This is a genomic window from Streptomyces sp. NPDC057854, from assembly GCF_042797055.1.
GTDB lineage: Bacteria > Actinomycetota > Actinomycetes > Streptomycetales > Streptomycetaceae > Streptomyces.
This window is the reverse complement of record NZ_JBHVMF010000007.1, coordinates 193,570-217,077: the sequence shown is the minus strand read 5'-3', so window position 1 is coordinate 217,077 and position 23,508 is coordinate 193,570. Positions and strand designations below refer to the sequence as shown.

Below are 23,508 nucleotides of genomic sequence, written 5' to 3'. Positions count from 1 at the left end.
GCGTGCCCGTTCACCCCTATGGCGGACACCGGGGCGCCGGGGCGGTTCGGCCGAGCAGCCGCCGGACCTCTCGCGCGGCGGCCGGGATCGGTCCGACGACCGGGACCGGGGAGCGGTCGCGGAGGGCTTCGGCGGCTTCGCCGAGCGGGCCGCCGCCGATGACGACGGCCTCGGCGCCGTCCTCCCGTACGCAGAGCTCGACGGCCTCGGCCAGACGGTCCGTCATGTCCTTGGGCGCGGTGGCGAGTTGCCTGGGGTCTCCGGGGGTGAGGTGGACGCCGGTGTACTGGGCGGACCAGCCGAGGCGGCGGACGCGGGCGTCGATCGCGGCGGCCAGGCGCGGTGTGGTGGTGGCGATGCCGAAGCGCCGGCCGTCCGCGCCCGCCTCCCGCATCGCGGCCTCGGCGATGCCGACGACCGGGACGGACAGGCGGGTGCGCAGCTCCTCGACGCCAGGGTCGCCGAAGGCGCTGACGACGACCGCTGCCACACGGGCGCCGTCCGGCCCGGCGAGGAGACGGTCGGCCGCGTCGCGCACGTGCCCGGCGGAGGCGCGCAGGGCCTCCTCGTCGACGAGCATCGCCGGGCCCGCCGCCACGGTGACGCCGCGCACCTCGTAGCCGTCCTCCGGGCGCAGGGTCCGGCGGGCGATGGCGGCCATCATCGCGGTGGTGGCCGTGTCGGTGTTGGGGTTGACGACCGCGACGAGGGTCGCGCGGCGGCCCGCCGCCCCGCCGGCCGGCACCGCTCCCCAGTGCTCAGCCGCGGGCACGGCCGGGCAGGGGGGCACCGTCCAGGAAGGCACGGTAGGCGTCGGCGGCGTCCGGCGCGACCTCGGTGACGGCGGGGCCGTAACGGGTGTCGGTGCGGTCCCGCTTGGGACCGGAGAGCCAGAACTCCTCGCCGGAGTCGACGTCGTGGAAGTTGGCGTCGAACAGCCCGCCCGCGCGGCGGAGCGTGCGGCCCTGGAAGTACGCGGTGCTCCAGGTCTTGGAGAAGTCCACCCAGCCGATCCAGGACGGCCCCCGGTCGGTGTCGTGACCCGTCTTGAGCTGGACGAACATGAGGCGTCGGGACATGGGGTCAGGGTGCCGGACGCGGGGCGGCGGCGCGAGCGGTTTTCGCCGGCGCGGGCCGGGCGACGAGGGTGAGGGCGGCCGCCGCGGCGGCCAGCGCCGCGCAGAGGAGCCATACCGTGACGTACGCCGGCTCGGTCGGGGTGGCGCCGGGGTGCGGGGCCGAGGCGGTGAGGACGGCGGCCATGGCTCCGCCGGCCACCGCGCCGCCGAGCGTCTTGACGTTGTTGTAGAGGGCGGTGGTCACGCCGGTCCGGGAGGGGTCGCTTGCCTCCGCGATGACGGTGGGCATGGCGCCGAGCGCCACGCCGAGACCGAGCCCGGCGAGGATCTTCGCGGCGACGAGCTGCCAGACCGCGGAGTGCAGGGCGGCCGTCGTCAGGAAGCTCGCCGCGACGAGGGCGAAGGAGACGGCGAGGGCCGGGACGTAGCCGGTCCGGCCGGCGATGCGGGCGGTGAGGGAGGCGGTGACGACGGCGGTCGCCGCCGCCGGGAGCGCCACGAGGGAGATCTCCAGGGCGGAGAGCCCGAAGCCGTAGCCGGTGACGGCGGGGTCCGCCGCGAGGAAGGTGGCGTCCGGCGCCTGGCCGCCGAAGTAGACGACGCCGAAGGCGAAGGCGCAGAGGAAGAAGGGGGCGACCCGGCGGTCGGCGAGCGCGCGGACGTCCACGAGCGGTTGGGAGGCGCGCAGTTCGACGCGCGTCCAGAGGGCGCCGAGCAGCACGGCGAGGCCGAGCTGGGTCCCGGCGGCGAGGCCGAGGCCGTGGTCCTTGGCGGTGGCGGTGCCGGAGAGGAGCAGCAGCATCGTGAGGCTGAGCAGGACCGCGCCGGGCAGGTCGAGCCGGCCGCGGGCGAGGCGCCGGGTCTCGGGGATGGCGAGGAACGACACGGGGACGCAGGCGGCGGCGAGCGCGGCCGGGACGAGGAGCGTGAGGCGGACGTCGTCGGTGAGGGCCTGGACGGCGCCGGTGACGACGCCGCCGAGGAGGGTGCCGAGGGCGAGCGCGCCGACGAGCCGGGCGATGGCCGCGCGGGCCGGGCCGAGGGGCAGCCGGTCGCGGACGAGGGCGATCTCCAGCGGCAGCAGGGCGGCGAGCGGGCCGGTGAGGACGCGGCCCGCGAGCAGCACCGGCAGGTTCGGGGCGAGTGCGACGAGGAGCGAGCCGGCGGCGACGGCGACGAGGGACCAGCGCAGCACCTTGCGGTGGCCGTGGAGGTCGCCGAGCCGGCCGAGGACGGGCACGCCGACGGCGGCGGCGAGGAGCTGGGCGGAGACGACCCAGGCGAGGTCGGCGTCGCGGATGTCGAGCTCCCGGCCGATCTCTGGTAGCAGGGGTGCGATGCCGCCCTGGAGGAAGCCGCTGGTGAGCTCGAAGAGGACGAGGAGCCCGACGACGGCGCGGACGGATCCGGTGCCTGCCGCTCCGGAGTCGGCTCCGGGGGTGTCGGGGCGTTCGGCGGTGGTCATGCGGGCTCCTCTGCGGCGTTCTGGAGGCGGCGGGCGGCGAGTTCGGCGAGCAGCACGGCCGCGTCGAGGACGGCGCGGTCGTCGAAGACGGCCTGGGGCGAGTGGTTCATGGGGGCGGTGGCCGGGTCGCGGTCGGGCGGGCAGGCGCCGATGCCGAGATACGCGCCGGGGACCTGGCGCAGGACGAGGGAGAAGTCCTCGGAGCCGGTGAGCGGGCGCGGGGCCTCGAAGGCGCGGTCGGTGCCGAGGAGGCCCTGGGCGGTGCGGAGCGCGAACGCGGCCTCGGCCGGGTCGTTCTCGGTGACCGGGTAGGTCTCCCGGTAGTCGAGGTCGGCCCGGACGCCGTGGGCGGCGGCGACGCCGTGGACGACGCGCTCCACTCCGGCCCGGACGGCGGCCTGGGTGGCGGTGGAGAAGGAGCGGACGGTCGCCTCCAGGACGGCCTGATCCGGGATGACGTTCCCGGCGGAACCGGCGTGCAGGGAGCCGACGGTGAGGACGGCCGGGTCGAAGACGTCGACGGTGCGGGTGACCATCGTCTGGAGGGCGGTGACCATCGCGCACAGGGCGGGCACGGGATCCTTCGCGGCGTGCGGCGAGGAGCCGTGTCCGCCCGAGCCGTGGACGGTGACGGTGACCGCGTCGGAGGCGGCGAGCATGGGGCCGGGGCGGACGGCCGCGTACCCGGTGGGCAGCAGGGTCGAGGTGACGTGGAGGGCGTAGGCCGCCTCGACGCGGCGGCCCGCCGCGTGGAGGACGCCCTCCTCGATCATCAGGCCGGCGCCGCCCATGCCCTCCTCGCCGGGCTGGAACATGAGGACGACGTCACCGGGGAGGTCGTCGCGGCGGGCGGCGAGCAGCCGGGCGGCGCCGACGAGCCCGGCGGTGTGGAGGTCGTGCCCGCAGGCGTGCATCCGGCCGGGGACCGCCGAGGCGTACGGGACGCCGGTGTCCTCCTGGACGGGCAGGGCGTCCATGTCGCCGCGCAGCAGCACGGCGGGGCCGGGCTTGCCGCCGCGCAGCACGGCGGTCACGGAGGTCAGGCGCTCACCGAGGGTGATCTCCAGGGGGAGTCCGGCGAGGGCGTCGAGGACCTTGCGGCGGGTACGGGGCAGGTCGAGGCCGAGTTCGGGTTCTCGGTGGAGGGCGTGGCGCAGGGCGATGAGGGAGTCGGCGTACGGGAGGACGTCGCTGTGCGTGAACATGGCGGGTATAGTGCCGATCCCGCGGATGAACGGCCCTTTCTCGCCGGGATCCGCCGCTTCCGGTTGATCGTTTGCGCGAATGAGCCGTTTCGCGGATGGGGTGGTGGGCGTTGCTGGACGAGCTGGACTATCTGCTGGTGACGGCCCTGCAGGTCGCTCCGCGGGCCGACTGGCAGACCGTGGGCGAGGCGCTGGGTCTCGACGCCTCGACTGTGGCCCGCCGCTGGGCGCGGCTGTCGCGGTCGGGCAACGCCTGGATCAGCGTCCACCCGGCGGTGCGGGCGCAGGCACCGGCGGTGATCGCGTACATCGAGGTGGACTGCGCGCCCCGCCGGCTGCACGAGGTCGCGGCGGCGGTGGCGGAGGATCCGCACGTCTTCAACCTGGAACACGTCAGCGGCGGCCGGGACCTGCTGGTGACCGCCGTCTTCACCGACCAGGCCGAGCTCGCCCGGTACGTCGGCTTCCGGCTGGGTGCGCTGGACGGGGTGGCCGCGTCCCGGACGCAGGTGGCGACGACCCTGCACACCGAGGGGAGCCGGTGGCGGCTGGACCGGCTGACCGAGGAGCAGCGGCGGCGGCTCACGGGGCCCGCCCGTCCGGCGCCGGTCCGGTCCGCGGGCGGGCGGCCGCTGGAGGGGCGGGACCTGGAGCTGGTGCGGGTGCTGAGCGAGGATCCCCGGCAGTCCGCGGCCCGGCTGGCGGAGCGGACCGGGCTCAGTCCCACGACGGTGCGGCGGCGGCTGGAACGGCTGGAGGCCGAGCACGCGCTGGTGTACCGCTGTGAGGTGGCGCGGTCGCTGTCCGGGTGGCCGGTGTCGGTGTCGCTGTGGGCGACGGTCCCGCAGAGCCGGGCGCCCCGGCTGGCGGAGCGGATCAGCGCGCTGCGGGAGATCCGGATGTGCGCGTCCCTGTCGGGGCCGTACAACCTGCTGCTGGCGGCCTGGCTGCGGTCGGTCGACGACATCGCGCCGTTCGAGGCGCGGCTCTCCGAGCGGTTCCCGGAACTGCTGGTGACGGACCGGGCGCTGACCCTGTGGCCGATGAAGCTGGGCGGCCATCTGCTCGACCCCCGGGGGCGTCACCTCCGCGCGGTGCCTCTGGCCCGCTGGACCGACCCCCGTTCGGAGACGGCCGAGTCCGCGCTCCTCGACCGGCTGCGCGCCCCGCGTCCGCCGGCGCCGGACGACGAGCCCCCACCCGGGGTCAGGGGCCGGTGAACGGCCAGGAGGCGATGTCCCGGTAGCGGACGGGGGCGGGGCCGCGGGCGTCGTCGCTGCCGACGAGGTGGAGGCGGGCGGCCGGCCAGGGGCGGCCGGCGAAGCCGTCGAGGACGGCGGCGGCTTCCGGCACGGAGGTGAGGTCGCCCCTGCGGGCGCGGGCCAGGGTCAGGTGCGGGCGCAGCGGGCGGCCCTCGTAGGGGATGCCGGCCTCTTTGACGAGGGTGCGGACGTCGTCGGCGAGGCGGTGGAGGCCGGGGACGTCGCCGGCGACGCCGCTCCACAGGACCCGGGAGTCGAAGTGGCCGCCGCCCCGGAGGGCGAGTCCGAGGGGGCGGCGGGCCGCGGCGAGGTCCGCGAGGGGGGCGTGCAGGGCGGGGACGGCGGTGACGGGCAGTTCGCCGAGGAAGGCGAGGGTGATGTGCCAGTCCTCGATGCGGTTCCAGCGCATGCCGGGGTGGGCGGCATAGGCGGGGGCCAGGGCCCGGGCCAGTTCGTCCTTGGCGTCGTCGGGCGGCGCCAGGGCGATGAAGACGCGGATGGTGGCCGGGCGGATCGAGTCGTTCACCCTGTCTTCGTACCGTGCCGGGGCCGCGGCCCTGCGGGCGGGGTCCCCGGTAGGGCGCCCCCTACCGGGTCCGGGTCACCAGTCGCCGTCGGCGATCGTGGCGCCGGGCGGGGGCGGCGGCGGGCCGAGCGGCGTGATCTGGTGCGGGGCCGGCGGGGTCCAGGGGTCGAGGTCGTCGCCCAGCCACTCCCCCACGGGCTTGACGTCGGCGAGCGTGCCGGAGGGGGCGAGGTCGGTGCCGTCGGCGTCGAAGTAGTCGTACCAGGGCAGGCCGGCGCGGGTGTAGGCGGCGCGGTCGGCGGGGGACGGCGGGGGCTCCTCGCCGGTGATGCGGCGCCACTCGGGCGGGGTCACCAGGTGCACGAAGACCCGCGCGTCGGGGGTGCCGGACCAGTCGCGGGCCGGCCGGTCGTCCTCGTACACCTCCTGGCGCATGGTGCCGCCGGCGCCGATGCCCATCGCCGCGCCGGCCGGCGGCGCGCCCGCCGGTGCGGCCATCGGCATGGCGGGGGCGGCGCCGTACGCGGCGGGCATCCCCGGGGCGGCGAAGCGGGCGCGGGCCTCGGCGAGGCGGCGCTGTTCCTCGCGCCAGGCGGCGCGGGGCTCCGGGGCGAGCGGGAACGCCTGGAGCTGGAGGCCGCCGACGGTCTCCTCGCCGGTGACCTGGCCCTCGACGGTGGCGCCCATGCCGTGCGGGACGGCGACGAACTGGCGCACGGTGCCCTTGCCGGAGTTGATGCCGTCGAGCCACGGCTGGCGGGGCAGGACGACGTAGTTCTGCGGGCGGCGGGACAGCTTCCCGGTCCACTTCCTGCCGGAGATCGCGCAGACCTTGCCAACGCCGACCTGGAGGGCCGCGGGTTCGGGGCTGCCGGCGAAGCTGAGCCACATCGCCTCGCGGAGGTAGACCGGCATCATCACGCCGCCCTTGGCGCGCCATGCCTCGGGCACGGTGTCGAGGTGGTCCTGGACGCGGCGGAGCGGGAAGGTGCCGAGCCCCGGGGGCAGCCGGTGGGTGCCGGTCTCGGGCAGCCGGAGCGTGCGCATGAAGCGCACCCGCACCCCGTCTCCCAGCAGCAGGGTGTCCCTGTCGATCCTCGCCTCGGTGGCGGCCACCGCGTCTCCCCTCGTCCCGGTCGGGCCCGTCCCCCGTAACACGATCGGCCGGAGCGGCCGGTTCCCGCCGGACCGCGGCTTGTCGGCGGCGCCCTCCGGAGCTATCTTGCATTGCATGGTTCCTGGTAACGCAAGCAATGAGGCGGGGGGCAAGGTCTCCAGCCAGCTCCGCAAGGGGGTGCTGGAGTACTGCGTCCTCGCGCTGCTCAGGGACGCGCCGAAGTACGGCGTCGAACTGCTCGCCGAGCTGTCCGCGGTCAGCGTCATGTCCACCAGTCAGGGCACGATCTACCCCCTGCTGTCGCGGCTGCGGCGGGAGGGTTACGTCGACACCGAGCTGCGCGACTCCCCGAGCGGGCCGCCGCGCCGCTACTACGCGCTGACCGCCCTCGGCCGGGCCGCGCTCGCCGAGTTCACCGGCGCGTGGCCGCACTTCCGGGACGCCGTCGACCACTTTCTCCACGACCCGCAGGGGGACCCCGCATGAACGCCATCGACCACCCGCTCGTCGCCGCCTACCTCGACGCCGTCGCCCGGGAGACCGCCGAACTCCCGGCCGACCGCCGGGCCGAACTCCTCGCGGACCTCCGCGAGCACATCGAGGTGAGCGACGCCCGCGACGACGCCGGGATCCGCGCGGTCCTCGCCGAGCTGGGCGAGCCGCGCACGGTGGCCGCCTCCGCGCTCGCCGAGGAAGGCCCGCGCCCGGCCGCACCGGCCGCCCCCGCCGCTCCCGCGCCCGCCGGGCCGCTGGCCGGCCGGCAGGCCGCCCGGCTGATCGCCGCGCTGCCCGCGCTCGGCGGCCTGGTCGTCCTGGCCCAGCCCGCCCTGGGCGCCCTGGTCCTCGCGATCGGGCTGGCGCTGCTCTGGATGTCGCCGCTGTGGACCGCCCGGCACAAGCGGATCGGCACGGCCACGGCGGTCGCCGTGCCGGCGCTCCTGCTGCTCGGCGGGCTGATGCTCGCGGGGGGCCGGATCGGCCCCCTGGAGGTGCTGCTCCTGGGCGTGTTCCTGGTCGCCGTGCCCGCCGCCGGCGCGGCCGTCCTGCTGCGGGCCCTCCGGGACTGACCCCGCACGGTCCGGCGCGGGGCGGCGCCCGCGCCGGGCTACTCCTCGCGCTGGTACTCGACTTCGGCCCGCTCCTCGTCGAGCGCGGCCTGGGCGTGGGTGTAGAGGTCGTGGACGAACGCCTCGGCGTCCTCCGGCGAGATGCCGGTCCCGAGCGCGAGCAGGCGCTCGGTCCAGGCGGCGAGCGGGTCGCCCTGCTCTTCGGCCATGACGTCTCTCCTCCGGTCCTTCTCGGCCCGTCCTCCTTCCATCGTCCGCCGCGCCGGGACCGCCCGCAATCGCCGTCCGGCCCCGGGCGGTCTCGCCGCACCGGGGCCGGACGGTCACGGAGGACCGGCGGGTCGTCAGGGGAAGTGGACGACCGTGGACGGGACGGTGGAGGTCCCCTCGGTGGGGGCGCCGGTGTCGTTGATGACGTGGTCGAAGTGGCCGTTGCCGCCGAGCGAGACGGTCAGCAGGCTGTGGAACCTGACGCCGGGCTTGACCGGGGCCTTGAAGCCGTGGTCCTGGCGGATGGTGGGGTCGACGTTGTAGTAGCAGTAGCTGCCGAGGCCCCAGCCCTCGTGGGTGTCGACCGAGTCGTCGACGCGGTAGGCGGCGTAGCCCTTGGTGGTGCCGTTCTGGATGGCGGCCTGGTTGGGGGCGTCGTACGCCTTCTCGTTCTGGAAGAAGATCGTGCGGCCGCGCTCGCCGTACCACTCGACGTCGTACTTGTTGAAGTGCTCGACGAAGAGGCCGGTGGCGAGGACGTCGTCGCCGTGGACGCGGACGCCGTAGTCGGCGCGGTTGGTCTCCCAGCCGACGCCCTCGCCGTGGTCGGCGCGCCAGACCCAGGTGTGGTCGACGATGACGTCGTCGCTGTGGACGACCATGCTGGTGGTGGCCTTGCCGGGGCCGGCGCCGCCGATGCGGAGGTAGACGTCCTGGACGGTCGTCGGGTTGGCGGCGTGGTCGGCGGCGGAGTTCTGCGGGCCGATCTCCAGCAGGACCGGGGAGTTGACCGGTCCGGCGTCGACGAGGAAGCCGGCGAGGCGGACGCCGTCGACGTCGGCGACCTTCATCGCGGTGACGCCGTTGTCCGGGATGATCGTGGCGAGGCCGAGGCCGAGCACGACGGTGTTGGCGCGGGTGATCTCGATGGGCCGGTCGACGTGGTACACGCCGGGCGTGAAGAGCAGGTGCAGGCCCTGCTGGACGGCCTGGTTCATGGTGGCGGCGCTGGTGCCGGGCTTGACGACGTAGAACTGCGTGAGCGGGATCGTCTCGCCCTGGGGGGTGCCGTTCGCCCAGGTGGTGCCGCGGGCGTTGGTCCGCTTGGCCGGGGCGAAGACCTTGTACTGGTTGTCCTGCCAGATCAGGTAGGGCTTCTCGCGGGAGACCGGCGTGGTGTCGAGCGTGGTGTAGCGGGGCTCGGGGAAGGCGTTCGCGGGCGCGCCCTCGGTGCCGGAGAAGACCTGGTTCCAGACGCTGTTGGACCAGCCGCCGATGGAGCTGTCGCGGGTGTACCACTGCTGCTGCGAGTAGTTGCCGACCTGGCCGTCGATCTTGGAGTCGGCGATGTAGCCGCCGGAGGCCCAGCCGTAGCCGTTCGGGGCGAGGTTGAGGCCGCCCTTGACGTGCATGCGGCGGAACGAGGACGCCTGGGAGACGGCCCAGCGGTCGGTGCCGTTCACGGGGTTGAGGGTGAGGCCCTCGGCGCCGCGCCAGAAGTTCTGGGTGGCGTTGCCGTTGAACCAGCCGGCGTCGACCGTGACGTCGCCGTTGACGGTGGTGTCGCCGGGGCGGACGCCGAGGCCGGCGATCTGGGTGTAGAAGCCGAGCTGGGCGTTGAGGCCGCTGTAGGTGCCGGGCTTGAGGAGGAAGGCGTGGCGGCCGGGGCCGAACTGGGCCGACTCCTGCTCCCGGAAGACCTGGTCCAGCTTGGCCTGGAGGCCGGGCGTGGACGGGTCGAAGACGTGCACGTTCGGGCCGAGGTCGCCGCCGCCGGGGAGCGTCGGGCCGGTGGTGCCGGTGGAGCCGTACACCTGGAACTCCCAGAGGGAGTAGCCGTATCCGGTCCCCCGGGTGAGGCCGTTCATGCGGACGTAGCGGCCGGATCCGGACAGGGTGACCTCGTCGGTGCCGCCGTCGCCGCCGGTGACGGCGGTGACGGTGCGCCAGCTGGTGCCGTCGTCGGACGCCTGGATCTCGTAGCTCTTGCCGTACGCGGCCTCCCAGGTGAGGACGGCCCTGCTGAGCTGCCGGCTCGCGCCGAGGTCGACCTGGAGCCACTGGGGGTCGGCCCACTGGCTGGCCCAGCGGGTGCCGAAGTCGCCGTCGACGGCGGCGGAGGCGGGGAAGACGGCGCCTTCGAGGGTGGAGGCGGTGGCCGTCCCGCCCTGGGAGAGCAGGGTCTCGGCGGCCTGGGCCGGGGCGGTGGGGACGACCGCGAGCAGGGTTCCGGCCAGGGCGGCGACGAGGGCCCCGGCGGTGGGGCGGCGGAGTGCCGGGGCACGGCGCCGGCGTGCGGGTGGGGGCGCGGCGGAGGACATGGGATCTCCTCGGGGGGAGGGGGTGGATGCCTGGGGGCGAGCGCTCGCCGAAACCTTGCCCGCGCCGCCAGGGGACGGTCAAGGCATGCGACACCTCTTTTCTTTTGGCTTGCATTAAGCATCGATCGACCTGCTCGCAGGCAGGGCGCGGGCATGCCGGAGACCGGTCCGTCAGGTGCGTCGGACCGGTCTCCGGCGGTGGCAGGGGGCGGCTAGCCGTGCAGCTCCCGGTGGGCGCGGATGAGGGCGGCGTAGCGCCGGCCGCTGGTCTTCACGGTCCGCCGCTGGGTGGCGTAGTCGACGTGGACGAGGCCGAACCGCTTGTCGTAGCCGTACGCCCACTCGAAGTTGTCGAGGAGCGACCAGGCGTAGTAGCCGGCGAGCGGGACGCCCTTGCGGAGGGCGCTCGCGCAGGCGGCGAGGTGCTCCTCCAGGTAGCGGGTGCGCTCGGGGTCGTGGACGGCGCCGCCGGGGCCGGCGGTGTCGGGGAAGGCGGAGCCGTTCTCGGTGACGTACAGCTCGCGGACGCCGTACTCCTCGGTGAGCCGCAGCAGCAGGCTCTCCAGGCCGTCGGCCCCGATCTGCCAGTCCATGCCGGTGCGGGGCACGTCGGGGAGGCGGACCTCGCGGGCGTACGGGACGGGGCCGCCGGGGTCGTCCTCGACGGTCACCGGGAAGTAGTAGTTGAGGCCGTGCCAGTCGAGCGGGGCGGCGATGGTCTCCAGGTCGCCGGGGCGTTCGGGGAGGGCGACGCCGTACAGCTCGCGCAGGTCGGCGGGGAAGCCGCGGCCGTACACCGGGTCGAGCCACCAGCGGTTGGTGTGGCCGTCCATGCGGCGGGCGGCGGCGACGTCCTCGGGGCGGCTGGAGGCCGGCTCGACGGTGGAGTGGTTGGTCACCAGGCCGACGCAGGCGCCGGGCGCGGCGGCCCGGATCGCGGCGGTCGCGAGACCGTGTCCGAGGAGCAGGTGGTACGAGGCGCGGACGGCGGCCGTCAGGTCGGTGAGGCCAGGCGCCATCCGGCCCTCCAGGTGGCCGATCCAGGCGGAGCAGAGCGGTTCGTTGAGGGTGGCCCAGCGGGTGACGCGGTCGCCGAGCCGGCCGGCGACGGCGGAGGCGTACGCGGCGAGGTGTTCGGCGGTCGCGCGGGAGGTCCAGCCGCCCCGGTCCTGGAGGGTCTGCGGCAGGTCCCAGTGGTAGAGGGTGACGTTGGGGGTGATGCCGGCGTCGAGGAGGGCGTCGACGAGCCGGTCGTAGAAGTCGAGTCCGGCGGCGTTGACGGGTCCGTCGCCGCCGGGGACGACCCGGGGCCAGGCGATCGACATCCGGTAGGCGCCGGTGCCGAGCTCCTTCATCAGGGCGATGTCCTCGGGCCAGCGGTGGTAGTGGTCGCAGGCCGTGTCGCCGGTGTCGCCGTTGTCGATCGCGCCGGGGACGCGGCAGAAGGTGTCCCAGATGGAGGGGGTGCGGCCGTCCGCGGCGACGGCGCCCTCGATCTGGTAGGCGGAGGTGGCCGTGCCCCAGGCGAAGGACGGCGGGAAGGCCGCCAGGTCGAGCGGGGCGGCGGTGGGGTCGGACACGGGGTGCCTTTCTGCGGTACGGGGCTGGGGGCGGGGCGCGCCCGGGCGCGCGGGGGTCGTCACTTGACCGCGCCCGCGGTCAGGCCGGCGACGAGGTAGCGCTGGAGGAGCAGGAAGCCGGCGACGACGGGGACGCTCACCACGAGGGAGGCGGCCATCACCTGGTTCCAGTAGACGTCGTTCTGGGTGGCGTAGCCCTGGAGGCCGACGGCGAGGGTGCGGGTGGTGTCGTCGGTCATCACGGAGGCGAAGAGGACCTCGCCCCACGCGGTCATGAAGGCGTAGACGGCGACGGCGACGATGCCGGGGCGGGCGGCGGGCACGACGACGCGGAAGAGCGCGCGGAGCGGGCCGCAGCCGTCCACCTTGGCCGCCTCGTCCAGTTCGCGCGGGATCGCGTCGAAGTAGCCGGTGAGCATCCAGATGGAGAAGGGCAGCGAGAAGGTCAGATAGGTGAGGACGAGGCCCTCGCGGGTGCCGAAGAGGGCGATCCCGGTGGCGTTGCCGAGGTTGACGTAGATGAGGAAGAGCGGCAGCAGGAAGAGGATGCCGGGGAACATCTGCGTCGACAGGACGGTGACCGTGAAGACCCGTTTGCCGCGGAAGGTGTAGCGGCTGACGCCGTACGCGGCGAGGACGGCGACGGCCACGGACAGGACGGTGGCGGCGGCGGAGACGACGATCGAGTTCACGAAGTAGTCGGCGAGCGGGACCGTCTCCCAGATGTCCGCGTAGGGGCGCAGGGTGAACGCGGAGGGGATCCACGCGAACCGTCCCGAGACGTCCTCCAGCGGCTTCAGCGAGCTGGACACCATCACGTACACCGGCAGCAGGACGAAGCCGGTGAGGAGGGTGAGGACGATCCGGCGGGTCCAGAGGAAGGAGCGCGGCGGGGCCATCGGGGAGCGCGGCCGGCGGGCGGCCGTGGTGTCAGCCATCGGTGGTCTTCCTTCCGCGGGTGGTGAGCAGGAGGTAGACGCCGGTGACGAGGAGGAGGAAGAGCAGCAGGAGCGCGGACATGGCGGATCCGGAGCCGAAGTTCCAGGTCTGGAAGGACGCCTGGTGGATGTGGAGCGAGATGAGGTCCGCCGCTTCCGGGGCCGCCTTGCCGAAGAGCACGAACGGCGTGTTGAAGTCGTTGAAGGTCCACAGGAAGAGGACCAGGACGAGGACCTGGTTGATCGGGCGCAGCGACGGCAGGGTGACGTGGCGGATCTGCTTCCAGACGCCGGCGCCGTCGAGGGCGGCGGCCTCGTACAGGTCGCGGGGGATGTTCTGGAGTCCGGCCATGACGGTGAGGAACGCGAACGGCCAGCCCTTCCAGACGGAGACGGCGAGCAGGGCCCAGAAGCTGTTGTCGCCGATGAGCCAGAAGGCGGGGCTGTCGCCGATGCCGAGCTGGTCGTGCAGGACGTGGTTGATGAGGCCGTTGTCGCGCTGGAACATGAACGCCCAGGTGATGACGGCGGCGTAGACCGGCAGGGCGTACGGGACGAGGAAGAGGGTGCGCAGGAAGCCCCGGCCGCGGAAGTTCTCCTGGAGGAGGACGGCGGCGGCGGTGCCGAGGAGCCAGCAGAGGCCCACGGAGAGCAGGGTGAACCGGCAGGTGGTCAGGAAGGACGCCAGCAGGGACTTGCCGACGGCCGCGTCGAAGTCGAGCGCGACCGAGAAGTTGTCGAGTCCGGCCCAGGGGGCGGCCGTCCAGTCGCGGAGGAAGAACTGGGTGAGTTCCTTGAAGCTCATGGCGAGGCCCATGAGCATCGGCACCAGGTGCACGAGGAGTTCGAGGAGCAGGGCGGGCAGGAGCAGCAGGTAGGGCAGTGCGACGCGGCGGCGCCCGGAGCGGCGGGCGGTGCGCGCCCCTCCGGGCGGGGGCTTGCGCACCGCCGGTTCCCGCGCGGGGGTGGTGACGGCGGTCTGGGTCATGGGGGCGGTGCCTACTTCTTCGGCATCTGCTGCTGGGCCTTGTCGAGCTCGGCGCGGACGGACTCGGTGGTGACGGGGCGTCCGGCGGCGGCGTCGGCGAAGAGCTTCTTGACGGCGGTGCCGACGACGGTCTCGAACTGGGACTCCTCCGGGACCTGCGGGAGGGCGGCGGCGCTGGTGGCGAGGGTGTCGCGGATGACGGCGAGGGAGGGGCCGGAGAAGGCGGGGTCCTGCTGGGCGCTCTTGACCGGGGGCACGGAGCCGTACGTCTTATTGAGGGCGACCTGTTCCTCGTCGCTGGTCATGAACTGCACGAACTTGAGGGCGCCGTCGAGGTTGTCGGTGTTCTTGAAGACGGCCATGTTGATGCCGGCGACCATCGAGTTGGTGGCGGTGCCGGTGCCCGGCTTGCCGGAGGGGACGGGGGCGGGGACGACGCCCCACTCCTCCTCGGACATGCCCTGGGAGGCGAAGGTCTGGGAGGGCGTCTGCCACAGGACCATGCCCGTCCTGTCCTTGGCGAAGTCGCTGAGGGACTGGTTCTGGGCGTACTCGGCGTTGCCGGGGGCGACGATCTTGTGGGTGGCCATCAGGTCCACGTACTGCTTGACGGCGGCCACGGCGCCGTCGGAGGTGAAGTCGGGCTTGCCGTCGGCGGTGAAGAAGTCGGCGCCGTGCTGCTTGCCGAGGACGAAGACCTGGTGGATGTTGTTGGAGAGGTTGGCGCCCTCGACGCCGATGCCCCACTTGCCGTCCTTGCTGAGCTTCTTGCCGGCGGCGATCACCTCGTCCCAGGTCGTCGGCGGCTTCGCTATGCCGGCGTCCTTGAACATCCGCTTGTTGTAGTAAAGGGCGTACGCCATCGAGTAGAGCGGGACGGCGGCCGGGTCCTGGCCGGGGGCTCCGGTGGAGCCGAGCGCGGAGGCGACGAAGCGGTCCTTGCCGCCGATGGCGCCGAAGTTCTTCGCGTCCCAGGGCAGCAGGGCGCCGGTGGCCTGGAGGGAGGCGCTCCAGGTGTTGCCGATGTTGAGGACGTCCGGGCCCTTGCCGGAGGTGGCGGCGGTGAGGATGCGGTTGAGGAGGTCGGACCACGGGATGACCTCCAGTTCGACCTTGATGCCGGTGCGCCGCTCGAACTCGTCCAGTTCGGGCAGGAGGACCTTCTTGTCGGCCTCCAGGCTGGAGCCCTGGTTGGAGGCCCAGTAGGTGAGGGTCTTCGTGGCCCCGCCGCCGCCGTCCGCTCCCCCGCCGCCGCAGGCGGTCGCGGTGAGGACGAGGGAGAGGGTGACGGCACCCGTGACGGCGGCTCTGATTCTGCGCATGGCTCCTGGTCCCTTTCAGGGAAGGTGGGAGGAAGGACCGAGAGGGGGGCGCCCGGACCGCCCACCGCTCCACCGGCTTAATTCAGGGTGTGAGTTAAACTCCATGAGAAGGGCGCGTCAAGCCTTGCCGTGGGGGTATGTTGCGGCGGACGACTACGACGGAGGGGGCGGCAGTGCACGCGAAGAGTGGCCGCACGGTGCGCGACCTGCGGCGCGAGAACCGGACGGCCGTGCTGCGGAGGCTCTACTTCGACGGGCCGACGAGCCGGCTCGCGCTCGGCCCCGCGACCGGGCTCTCCTCGGGGTCGATCAGCAACGTGGTCGCGGAACTGGTCGCCGAGGGCCTGGTCGAGGAGGCCGGAAGCGTCGGCTCCGCGGGCGGGCGCCCGCGCACCCTGCTGCGGATCGCGCCGGACAGCGGCTGCGTGATCGGCGTCGACGTCGGCGAGACCCGGGTGCGGATCGAGCTGTTCGACCTCGCACTCACCGAACTGGCCCGCACCGAGCGCCCGCTCGCGCCGTCCGGGCCGAGGACCGCGCGGTACGAGGTGGCGGTGGTCGTGGACCACCTGCGGGACGGCATCGCCGAGGTGCTGCGCACCGCGGGGGTGCCCGCGGAGCGCCTGCTCGGCGTCGGGATCGGCGTCCCCGGCATCGTCGAGCGGACGGCGGAGCACGGGGCGGTGGTGCACGGGCAGACGATCGGCTGGGACGCGGTGCCGCTGGAACGGCTGCTGCGCGAGCAGGTCGACCTGCCGGCGGAGGTGCCGTACCGGATCGAGAACGGCGCCAAGACGCTGGGCCAGGCCGAGATGTGGTTCGGCGCCGGCCGGGGGGCGAGCAGCGCGGTGGTCGTGCTCTTCGGCTCCGGCGTCGGCGCGTGCGTGGTCACGGACCCGCTGGGCCCGGGCCAGGCCCTGGAGTGGGGCCATCTGACGGTACGGGTGCGGGGCCGGCGCTGCCGCTGCGGCGCCCAGGGCTGCCTGGAGGCGTACGCCGGCGCGGAGGCGCTGCTCGAACGCTGGCGGGAGGCGGGCGGCGAGCCGCCGGCCGGCGCGGACGAGGAGACGGCCCTGACGGCGATGCTGGCGGCGGCGTATCCGGCCGACCCGGCCGACCCAGCGGACCCGGACCGGCCGGGAGCCGGGGGCCGCGCGCCCGACCGGGGCGCGCTCGCCGTGCTCGACGAGACGGCCGAGTACCTGGGCGCCGGTCTGGCCGACCTCATCAACCTCTTCCAGCCGGAGCGGATCCTCGTCGGGGGCTGGGCCGGGCTCCAGCTCGGCAGCCGGTTCCTCGCCCCGGTGGCGGCGTACGCCCGCGCATACGCGCTCCGCCACCCCGGCGGACGCACGGAGATCACGCTCGGCACCCTCGGGCCGGAGGCGGTCACCGTCGGGGCCGGGCTGCTGCCGCTGGTCGACTTCTTCGCCTCGGGCGGGCGCCGTCCCGAGCGGGCGCCGAGCACGCCGGCGCCCGCCTGGCAGACGGCGCTGCGGGACCGGGTCTCCGGCTGAGGCCCGCGCCCGTCACGCGTACGGGTCGAAGGGGATGCCGGCCGGCTTCGCCTTGGCGAGGTGGTCGGCGAAGCTGCCGTCCTTCAGGCCGAAGTGGGCGCTGCCGAAGTCCGCCTGGCTCAGCTTCTCGCGGATGCCGGGCGGGTAGCCGTTCCAGCCGACGAGGGCGGGGTACTGCCAGGTGCCGCGGTGGTTCTCGGGCGGCTCGTCGTTCGCGTTGGCGGCCCGGAAGCAGTGGGTGCCGATGCCGTCCTTGTGGTAGACGACCTTGGGGTGGGTGCCGTCCCAGCGGATCGCGCTGCGGCCGTGGACGGTGAAGGAGCCATGGTTCGAGGTGGAGACGTACTGCGCCTGCCCGTTCTGGATCCAGACGACGACGTGCTCCCAGTCGTGCCGGTGGCCGCCGAGGCCGCTGCCCCAGACGGCCTGGTCCTTCTCGAAGTAGAGGCCGTAGAGGACCGCGCACCAGCCGTTGTTGCAGCGGGCGCGGGCGTAGCCGTTGGTGGCGGCGAGGTCCCCGGAGTCCCGGCACTGGCTGCTGACGGTGCCGGACGGGCTCAGGCCGGGGTTGAGGGTGCCGTCGGGGCCGATCGCCGGCGTCGGGTAGCAGCCGTCGGTGTCGTAGTCGTACGCGGGCTGGTACGTCTGCTCCAGGGCGTCCGCGTTCGCGGGGAGCGCGGCGGGCGGGGCGGCGAGGGCCGTGCCCGGGACGGCGAGGAGGAGGGCGAGGGCGCTGCCGAGGACGGCGGCTCCCTTCGTGACGCGGCGCGAGGTCTTCAACTCCGGCTCCCTGAGGGGGTCGTGGGGTGGCCGCGGGACGGACGGCCGCGCGCTGACATGCCCACTCCAAGCCCCCGTCAAACGGCCGGCAACCGCCCGGCCGGCCGAAACGTCCTGATCAGGGATGCCGGCGGAAGGCCGGGGGAAGGACGGGTGGCCGTGGCGGGACGGGAAGGGAAACCGGGCGGGCGCGGGCCGTGGCGGGTCCGGCGCGCGCCGGACGGCGGGCGCCGGCGCGGCCGGGTGCTCGCGGCGCTCGGCGGGGCGACCGCCGCGCTGCTCGCGTTCCACCGGTTCGTGCCGAACACCCCCGGCCGGCTGGGCAGCCTCCTGGAGACGTTCCTGTTCTGGTTCGGCCCCCTCACCGCGGCGCTCCTCCTGTGCGCGGCGGTGCGGCGCGCCCGGACGGCGCTGCTCGTGCTGCTCCTGCCGGTCGTCGCATGGACCGTGGCGTTCGGTCCGCTGCTGCTGCCGGCGGACGGGCCGGGTCCCCGCGAGCTGACCGTGGTCCAGCACAACGTGGCGGACGACAACGCCGACCCGGCCGGTACGGCCCGGGCGCTGGCGGACTCCGGCGCCGACCTGATCGCGCTCCAGGAGCTGGTCGACCCGGCGCCGGCCGTCTACCGCCGGGAACTCGCGCCCCGCTACCCGTACCACTCCGTGCACGGCACCGTCGGCCTCTGGTCCCGGCACCCGCTCGACGGCGACCGCGCGCTCGACATCCGGCCGGCGGGCATCGCCGGGCCGTGGCAGCGGGCGCTCCGGGCCGAGGTGCGCACTCCGTACGGCGAGGTGGCGGTGTACGTCGCGCACCTGCCGTCCGTGCGCCTCGGGCCCGGCGGTCTCGGGTCCGCCCGCCGCGACGAGAGCGCCGCCCGCCTCGGACGGCTCCTGGCGGCGGAGCCCGCGCGCCGGGTGGTGCTGGCGGGCGACCTCAACGGCACGGTCGACGACCGCGGCCTCGCCCCGCTGACCTCGCGCCTCGCGGCCCCGGAGCGCGGGCTGGCGCTGAGCTACCCGGCGGCCTTCCCGGTGGCCCGGATCGACCAGGTCCTCGCCCGCGGCGCCCGCGTGCCCGCGATCCGCGCGCTCCCGTCCACCGGCAGCGACCACGTGCCCCTGCTGGCCCGGGTCGCCCTGGACGCGGAGCGGTAGGCGTCAGCCCTGGAACCGGGCCAGTCGGCCGGACCGTCCGGGCCTCCACGACAGGCATTGCATAGCCATGCAGATTCATGCATACTATTGCCATGTCCAAGGTTCTCACCTCCCTTCCCGTCGGCGAGCGCGTCGGCATCGCCTTCTCCGGTGGTCTCGACACCTCCGTCGCCGTCGCGTGGATGCGTGACAAGGGCGCCGTGCCCTGCACGTACACCGCCGACATCGGTCAGTACGACGAGCCCGACATCGCCTCCGTGCCCGGGCGCGCCCGGACGTACGGCGCCGAGGTGGCCCGCCTGGTCGACTGCCGCGCCGCGCTGGTCGAGGAAGGGCTGGCCGCGCTCACCTGCGGCGCCTTCCACATCCGCTCCGGCGGCCGGGCCTACTTCAACACCACCCCGCTCGGCCGGGCCGTCACCGGCACCCTGCTGGTGCGGGCCATGCTGGAGGACGACGTCCAGATCTGGGGCGACGGCTCGACCTTCAAGGGCAACGACATCGAGCGGTTCTACCGCTACGGCCTGCTGGCCAACCCGCACCTGCGGATCTACAAGCCGTGGCTGGACGCCGACTTCGTCACCGAGCTCGGCGGCCGCAAGGAGATGTCGGAGTGGCTGGTCGCCCACGACCTCCCCTATCGGGACTCCACCGAGAAGGCGTACTCCACCGACGCCAACATCTGGGGCGCCACCCACGAGGCGAAGACCCTGGAGCACCTGGACACGGGCATCGAGACCGTCGAGCCGATCATGGGCGTGCGGTTCTGGGACCCGTCCGTCGAGATCGCCGCCGAGGACGTGACGATCGGCTTCGAGCAGGGTCGCCCGGTCACCATCAACGGCAAGGAGTTCGCCTCCGCCGTGGACCTGGTGATGGAGGCCAACGCCATCGGCGGCCGGCACGGCCTGGGCATGTCCGACCAGATCGAGAACCGGATCATCGAGGCCAAGAGCCGCGGCATCTACGAGGCCCCCGGCATGGCGCTGCTGCACGCCGCCTACGAGCGCCTCGTCAACGCCATCCACAACGAGGACACCCTCGCCCAGTACCACAACGAGGGCCGCCGGCTCGGCCGCCTCATGTACGAGGGCCGCTGGCTGGACCCGCAGGCGCTGATGATCCGCGAGTCGCTCCAGCGCTGGGTCGGCGCCGCCGTCACCGGCGAGGTCACCCTGCGGCTGCGGCGCGGCGAGGACTACTCGATCCTCGACACCACCGGCCCGGCGTTCAGCTACCACCCGGACAAGCTGTCCATGGAGCGCACCGAGGACTCCGCCTTCGGCCCGCTGGACCGGATCGGCCAGCTGACCATGCGGAACCTGGACATCGCCGACTCCCGCGCCAAGCTGGAGCAGTACGCTGGCATCGGTCTCATCGGCTCGGGCAGCCCGGCCATCGGCGCCGCGCAGGCCGCCGCGACCGGTCTGATCGGCGCGATGCCGGAGGGCGGCGCCGAGGCGATCGCCTCGCGCGGCGAGACCCCCGACAGCGAGGAGACGGCGCTCGACCGCGCCGCCATGGAGACCGGCACCGACTAGTCGCTGGCACCACCCGCGACACCCCGGGAGGGGCGGCCCCGGCCGCCCCTCCTTCGCGTTCCCCGCCGCCCCTGCTGCCCGTTCCCGGTCGCCCTCCTGCCCGCCCCCCCCGGCCCCGTGCCGGTCTTCCCGGTCAGCGGGAAACCGCTCCTGCGCCCGGCCGCCCGCGCCTGCCACGCTCCCTCCGTCGTGCAGCCACGCAGGGAGGTCGTGACGGATCATGAGGGGCGCTGAGACTCTGGCCGGGCTCGCGGACTGGGCCGCCGAGACGTACGGCGACGAGGAGGCCCTGGTCTTCGACGGAGACCGGTGGAACTTCCGGGAGCTGCGCGACCGCGTCGGCGAGACGGCACGCGCGGTGATCGCCCAGGGGATCCGGCCCGGTGACACGGTCGCCGTGTGGGCGCCCAACAGCGCCCGGTGGGTGGTGGCCGCGCTCGGCGCGGTGACCGCCGGCGCCGTCCTCGTCCCGGTGAACACCCGCTACCGGGCCGCCGAGGCCGCCGAGATCCTGCGCCGCTCCCGCGCCCGGCTGCTCTTCACCGAGCACGACTTCCTCGGCACGGACTACCGCGCGCTGCTCGCCGGGTCCGGCGAGGAACTGCCGCTCCTGGAGCGGACCGTGGCCCTGCACACCGCCGACTGGCCGTCCTTCCTCGCCGGCGCCGCACGGGTCACCGAGGCCGCGCGGCGGGCGCGCTCCGCCGCGGTCCGCCCCGGCGACCCCGCGGACGTCCTCTTCACCTCCGGCACCACCGGCCGGCCCAAGGGCGTCCCCAGCACCCACGGCCAGAACCTGCGCGTGTACGACGCCTGGGCCCGCACCGTCACCCTGCGGCGCGGCGACCGGTACCTGCTGGTGAACCCCTTCTTCCACACCTTCGGCTACAAGGCGGGCGTCCTCGCGTGCCTGCTGCACGGGGCGGCGATCGTCCCCGAGCGGGTCTTCGACGCGGAGGCCGTCCTCGGCCGGATGCGGGACGAGCGGATCTCCGTCCTCACCGGGGCGCCGACCGTCTTCACCTCCCTCCTCCACCACCCGCGCCGCGCCGCGTACGACCTGAGCGCGATGCGGATGGCGGTCACCGGGGCGGCGAACATCCCGGCCGCCCTCATCGAGGAGATCAGGACCGGCCTCGGCGCCCGGGCCGTCTCCACCGCGTACGGGCTGACCGAGTCGACGGGCGTGGTCGCCGTCTGCCCGCCCGACGAGTCGCCGGAGACGCTGGCGCGGACCTCCGGGCGCGCGCTGGAGGGCACCGAGCTGCGGATCGACGCCCCGCCGGGCGAGCCCGGCGAGATCCTGACGCGCGGCTTCCACGTGATGGGCGGCTACCTCGACGACCCCGCCGCCACCGCCGAGGCCGTCGACGCGGACGGCTGGCTGCACACCGGCGACGTCGGCGTCCTCGACGCCCGAGGGTTCCTGCGGATCACCGACCGGCTGAAGGACATGTTCGTGGTCGGCGGGTTCAACGTGTATCCGGCCGAGGTCGAGCAGGTCCTGCGCGGCCACCCCGCCGTCCTGGACGCGGCGGTCGTCGGCACGCCCGACGGACGGCTCGGCGAGGTCGGGGTGGCGTACTGCGTGCCCGCGGCCGGCGCCCGGATCGATGCCGCGGAACTGACCGCGTACACCCGCGAACGGCTGGCCAACTTCAAGACCCCGCGCGCCTTCCACCCGCTCCCCTCCCTCCCGCACAACGCGGCGGGCAAGGTCGACAAGGGGGCGCTGCGACGGCTGGCGGGCACCACCACCACCGGACGAGGAGCAGGAACGTGAACGACAGCACCACCGCACCCGCCGCCGACGATGGCGTCGAGGCCGACGTCGACGTGATCGTCGTCGGCGCCGGGGTCACCGGCCTGTACGCCGTGCACCGGCTGCGCGGCCTCGGCCTCCGCGTCCGCGCCTTCGAGCGCGGGGACGACGTGGGCGGCGTCTGGTACTGGAACCGCTACCCCGGCGCCCGCTGCGACGTGGAGTCCGTGGACTACTCGTACTCCTTCGACGACGACCTCCAGCAGGAGTGGGACTGGAGCGAGCGGTACGCCACGCAGCCCGAGATCCTGCGCTACCTCGCCCACGTCGCCGACCGCTTCGACCTGCGCCGCTCCTACTCCTTCGGCACCTCGGTCGTCTCGGCCGAGCTGGACGAGACGGCGCTCACCTGGACCGTGCGCACCGACCGTGGGGAGACGGTGACGGCGCGGTACTGCGTCTTCGCCGTCGGCTGCCTGTCCGCCGCGCACCGGCCGGAGCTGCCGGGGCTCGCGCACTTCGCCGGGCCCGTCCACCACACGGGGGCGTGGCCGCACGAGGGCGTCGACGTCACCGGGCTGCGGGTCGGGGTCGTCGGCACCGGGTCCTCCGGCATCCAGGCGGTGCCGGTCCTCGCCGAGCGGGCGGCCCGCCTGACGGTCTTCCAGCGCAGCGCCAACTACAGCGTCCCGGCCGGCAACCGGCCGCTCGACGAGACGACGAGGGCCCGGCAGAAGGCGGGCTACGCCGAGCGGCGGCGGCTCTCCCGGCTCAGCGGCGGCGGTTCGCCGCACCAGGCGCACCCGGCGCGGACCTTCGAGGTGTCGGACGAGGAGCGGCGGGCGGCGTACGAGGAGCGCTGGCGGCTGGGCGGGGTGCTGTACTCCAAGACCTTCCCCGACCAGCTCACCGACCCGAAGGCGAACGACGCGGCGCGCGCGTTCTGGGAGGAGAAGGTGCGGGCGCTGATCGAGGACCCCGCCGTCGCGGACCTGCTGGTGCCGACCGACCACCCGATCGGCACCAAGCGGATCGTCACGGACTCGGGCTACTACCCGGCGTTCAACCGGCCCGACGTGGAGCTGGTGGGGCTGCGGCGGAATCCGATCGAGCGGGTCGAGAGCGGCGGGGTGCGGCTGGCCGACGGCACCCTGGTGGAGCTGGACGTGCTGGTGTTCGCGACCGGCTTCGACGCGATGACCGGCGCGCTCGACCGGATCGAGGTGCGGGGGCGCGGCGGGCGGCTGCTGAAGGACCACTGGTCGGAGGGCCCGCGCACGTACCTGGGTCTGGGGGTGGACGGCTTCCCGAACCTGTTCAGCCTGACGGGCGCCGGCAGCCCGTCCGTGATGGCGAACGTGGTGCTCTGCGCCGAACAGCACGTGGACTGGCTGGCGGACTGCCTGCGCCATCTGGACGCGCACGGCCTCCGGGCGATCGAGGCGCGGCCGGAGGCGGTCGAGCGGTGGGTCGCGGAGTGCCGGGACCGGGCCGCGGCCACCCTGTTCCCGGTGGCGGACTCCTGGTACCAGGGGGCCAACATCCCGGGGAAGCCGCGGGTGTTCATGCCGTTCATCGGCGGTTTCGCGGTGTACGGGGAGATCATCGCCTCGGTCGCGGAGGCGGGCTACGAGGGGTTCGACCTGATCGGGCCGTGACATCCCGGGGAC

General features: G+C 74.3%; 21 protein-coding genes. 8 read left to right on the top strand and 13 right to left on the bottom strand.

Features of this window, described 5'->3' with window-relative positions; genetic code table 11:
- Window positions 1–16: 16 nt before the first annotated feature.
- From ACFVQZ_RS13135 to ACFVQZ_RS13120, 4 genes are read right to left on the bottom strand one after another with little or no spacing between them, the layout of a single operon-like run.
- On the bottom strand, window positions 17–772 hold the full coding sequence (locus ACFVQZ_RS13135) for an aspartate/glutamate racemase family protein (protein ID WP_383621626.1): 756 nt from the start codon (window positions 770–772) through the stop codon (window positions 17–19).
- Window positions 759–1,079: a hypothetical protein gene (locus tag ACFVQZ_RS13130; RefSeq protein ID WP_030493413.1), complete on the bottom strand. Its 321-nt coding sequence runs from the start codon at window positions 1,077–1,079 to the stop codon at window positions 759–761. The genes ACFVQZ_RS13135 and ACFVQZ_RS13130 overlap by 14 nt, the downstream gene beginning before the upstream one ends.
- Window positions 1,080–1,083: 4 nt before the next feature.
- Window positions 1,084–2,544 (bottom strand): MFS transporter, encoded by a 1,461-nt coding sequence (locus tag ACFVQZ_RS13125; protein ID WP_383621623.1) that lies wholly within the window; start codon window positions 2,542–2,544, stop codon window positions 1,084–1,086.
- On the bottom strand, window positions 2,541–3,749 hold the full coding sequence (locus ACFVQZ_RS13120) for a M20 family metallopeptidase (protein WP_383621620.1): 1,209 nt from the start codon (window positions 3,747–3,749) through the stop codon (window positions 2,541–2,543). The genes ACFVQZ_RS13125 and ACFVQZ_RS13120 overlap by 4 nt, the downstream gene beginning before the upstream one ends.
- Before the next feature lie 110 nt (window positions 3,750–3,859).
- Here ACFVQZ_RS13120 and ACFVQZ_RS13115 point away from each other — a divergent pair, with 110 nt between their 5' ends.
- Window positions 3,860–4,969: an Lrp/AsnC family transcriptional regulator gene (locus tag ACFVQZ_RS13115; RefSeq protein ID WP_383621618.1), complete on the top strand. Its 1,110-nt coding sequence runs from the start codon at window positions 3,860–3,862 to the stop codon at window positions 4,967–4,969.
- Here ACFVQZ_RS13115 and thpR read toward each other — a convergent pair.
- Both thpR and ACFVQZ_RS13105 read right to left on the bottom strand, forming a co-directional pair.
- A complete protein-coding gene (gene thpR / locus ACFVQZ_RS13110) occupies window positions 4,956–5,537 on the bottom strand; it encodes an RNA 2',3'-cyclic phosphodiesterase (RefSeq protein ID WP_383621615.1) in 582 nt (193 codons plus the stop codon). The genes ACFVQZ_RS13115 and thpR overlap by 14 nt on opposite strands.
- Window positions 5,538–5,612: 75 nt before the next feature.
- Entirely contained in the window at window positions 5,613–6,653 is a 1,041-nt protein-coding gene (locus ACFVQZ_RS13105) for a hypothetical protein (protein ID WP_383621612.1), read from the bottom strand.
- Window positions 6,654–6,768: 115 nt separating this feature from the next.
- Here ACFVQZ_RS13105 and ACFVQZ_RS13100 point away from each other — a divergent pair, with 115 nt between their 5' ends.
- Together ACFVQZ_RS13100 and ACFVQZ_RS13095 are read left to right on the top strand one after the other, a co-directional pair.
- Window positions 6,769–7,140: a PadR family transcriptional regulator gene (locus ACFVQZ_RS13100; RefSeq protein WP_030493407.1), complete on the top strand. Its 372-nt coding sequence runs from the start codon at window positions 6,769–6,771 to the stop codon at window positions 7,138–7,140.
- Complete coding sequence (locus ACFVQZ_RS13095) at window positions 7,137–7,721, top strand: HAAS signaling domain-containing protein (RefSeq protein WP_030493406.1); 585 nt, start codon at window positions 7,137–7,139, stop codon at window positions 7,719–7,721. Before ACFVQZ_RS13100 ends, ACFVQZ_RS13095 begins: the two co-directional genes overlap by 4 nt.
- A gap of 38 nt (window positions 7,722–7,759) precedes the next feature.
- On the opposite strand, the gene ACFVQZ_RS13090 is transcribed toward ACFVQZ_RS13095, so the two are convergent.
- From ACFVQZ_RS13090 to ACFVQZ_RS13065, 6 genes are all read right to left on the bottom strand, one after another.
- Window positions 7,760–7,930 carry a hypothetical protein gene (locus tag ACFVQZ_RS13090; RefSeq protein ID WP_321192545.1) on the bottom strand — a complete coding sequence of 57 codons (171 nt, stop codon included), beginning with the start codon at window positions 7,928–7,930 and terminating at the stop codon, window positions 7,760–7,762.
- A gap of 135 nt (window positions 7,931–8,065) precedes the next feature.
- On the bottom strand, window positions 8,066–10,252 hold the full coding sequence (locus ACFVQZ_RS13085; protein WP_383621607.1) for a discoidin domain-containing protein: 2,187 nt from the start codon (window positions 10,250–10,252) through the stop codon (window positions 8,066–8,068).
- Window positions 10,253–10,464: 212 nt separating this feature from the next.
- On the bottom strand, window positions 10,465–11,832 hold the full coding sequence (locus ACFVQZ_RS13080; protein WP_383621604.1) for a GH1 family beta-glucosidase: 1,368 nt from the start codon (window positions 11,830–11,832) through the stop codon (window positions 10,465–10,467).
- 59 nt (window positions 11,833–11,891) lie between these two features.
- Window positions 11,892–12,770, bottom strand: a complete 879-nt coding sequence (locus ACFVQZ_RS13075) for a carbohydrate ABC transporter permease (RefSeq protein WP_383621602.1) — start codon at window positions 12,768–12,770, stop codon at window positions 11,892–11,894.
- Window positions 12,763–13,758: a carbohydrate ABC transporter permease gene (locus ACFVQZ_RS13070; protein ID WP_383621600.1), complete on the bottom strand. Its 996-nt coding sequence runs from the start codon at window positions 13,756–13,758 to the stop codon at window positions 12,763–12,765. Before ACFVQZ_RS13070 ends, ACFVQZ_RS13075 begins: the two co-directional genes overlap by 8 nt.
- Window positions 13,759–13,769: 11 nt before the next feature.
- Window positions 13,770–15,080 carry an ABC transporter substrate-binding protein gene (locus tag ACFVQZ_RS13065; protein WP_383621598.1) on the bottom strand — a complete coding sequence of 437 codons (1,311 nt, stop codon included), beginning with the start codon at window positions 15,078–15,080 and terminating at the stop codon, window positions 13,770–13,772.
- 173 nt (window positions 15,081–15,253) lie between these two features.
- Here ACFVQZ_RS13065 and ACFVQZ_RS13060 point away from each other — a divergent pair, with 173 nt between their 5' ends.
- Window positions 15,254–16,597, top strand: a complete 1,344-nt coding sequence (locus ACFVQZ_RS13060; protein WP_030493400.1) for an ROK family protein — start codon at window positions 15,254–15,256, stop codon at window positions 16,595–16,597.
- A gap of 12 nt (window positions 16,598–16,609) precedes the next feature.
- Here the strand turns inward: ACFVQZ_RS13060 and ACFVQZ_RS13055 are convergent, their stop codons facing one another.
- Complete coding sequence (locus tag ACFVQZ_RS13055) at window positions 16,610–17,377, bottom strand: NPP1 family protein (RefSeq protein ID WP_030493399.1); 768 nt, start codon at window positions 17,375–17,377, stop codon at window positions 16,610–16,612.
- Window positions 17,378–17,536: 159 nt separating this feature from the next.
- Here ACFVQZ_RS13055 and ACFVQZ_RS13050 point away from each other — a divergent pair, with 159 nt between their 5' ends.
- The 4 genes from ACFVQZ_RS13050 (at window position 17,537) to ACFVQZ_RS13035 (ending at window position 23,496) form a co-directional block, all read left to right on the top strand.
- The gene (locus ACFVQZ_RS13050) at window positions 17,537–18,535 is read left to right on the top strand and encodes an endonuclease/exonuclease/phosphatase family protein (RefSeq protein ID WP_383621596.1); all 999 of its coding nucleotides are present in this window, start codon (window positions 17,537–17,539) and stop codon (window positions 18,533–18,535) included.
- A 92-nt stretch (window positions 18,536–18,627) separates the two neighbouring features.
- A complete protein-coding gene (argG, locus tag ACFVQZ_RS13045; protein ID WP_030493397.1) occupies window positions 18,628–20,076 on the top strand; it encodes an argininosuccinate synthase in 1,449 nt (482 codons plus the stop codon).
- Window positions 20,077–20,296: 220 nt separating this feature from the next.
- Window positions 20,297–21,859 (top strand): FadD3 family acyl-CoA ligase, encoded by a 1,563-nt coding sequence (locus ACFVQZ_RS13040; RefSeq protein ID WP_383621594.1) that lies wholly within the window; start codon window positions 20,297–20,299, stop codon window positions 21,857–21,859.
- Window positions 21,856–23,496: an NAD(P)/FAD-dependent oxidoreductase gene (locus tag ACFVQZ_RS13035; protein WP_030493395.1), complete on the top strand. Its 1,641-nt coding sequence runs from the start codon at window positions 21,856–21,858 to the stop codon at window positions 23,494–23,496. Before ACFVQZ_RS13040 ends, ACFVQZ_RS13035 begins: the two co-directional genes overlap by 4 nt.
- The last annotated feature ends 12 nt before the right edge of the window (window positions 23,497–23,508 follow it).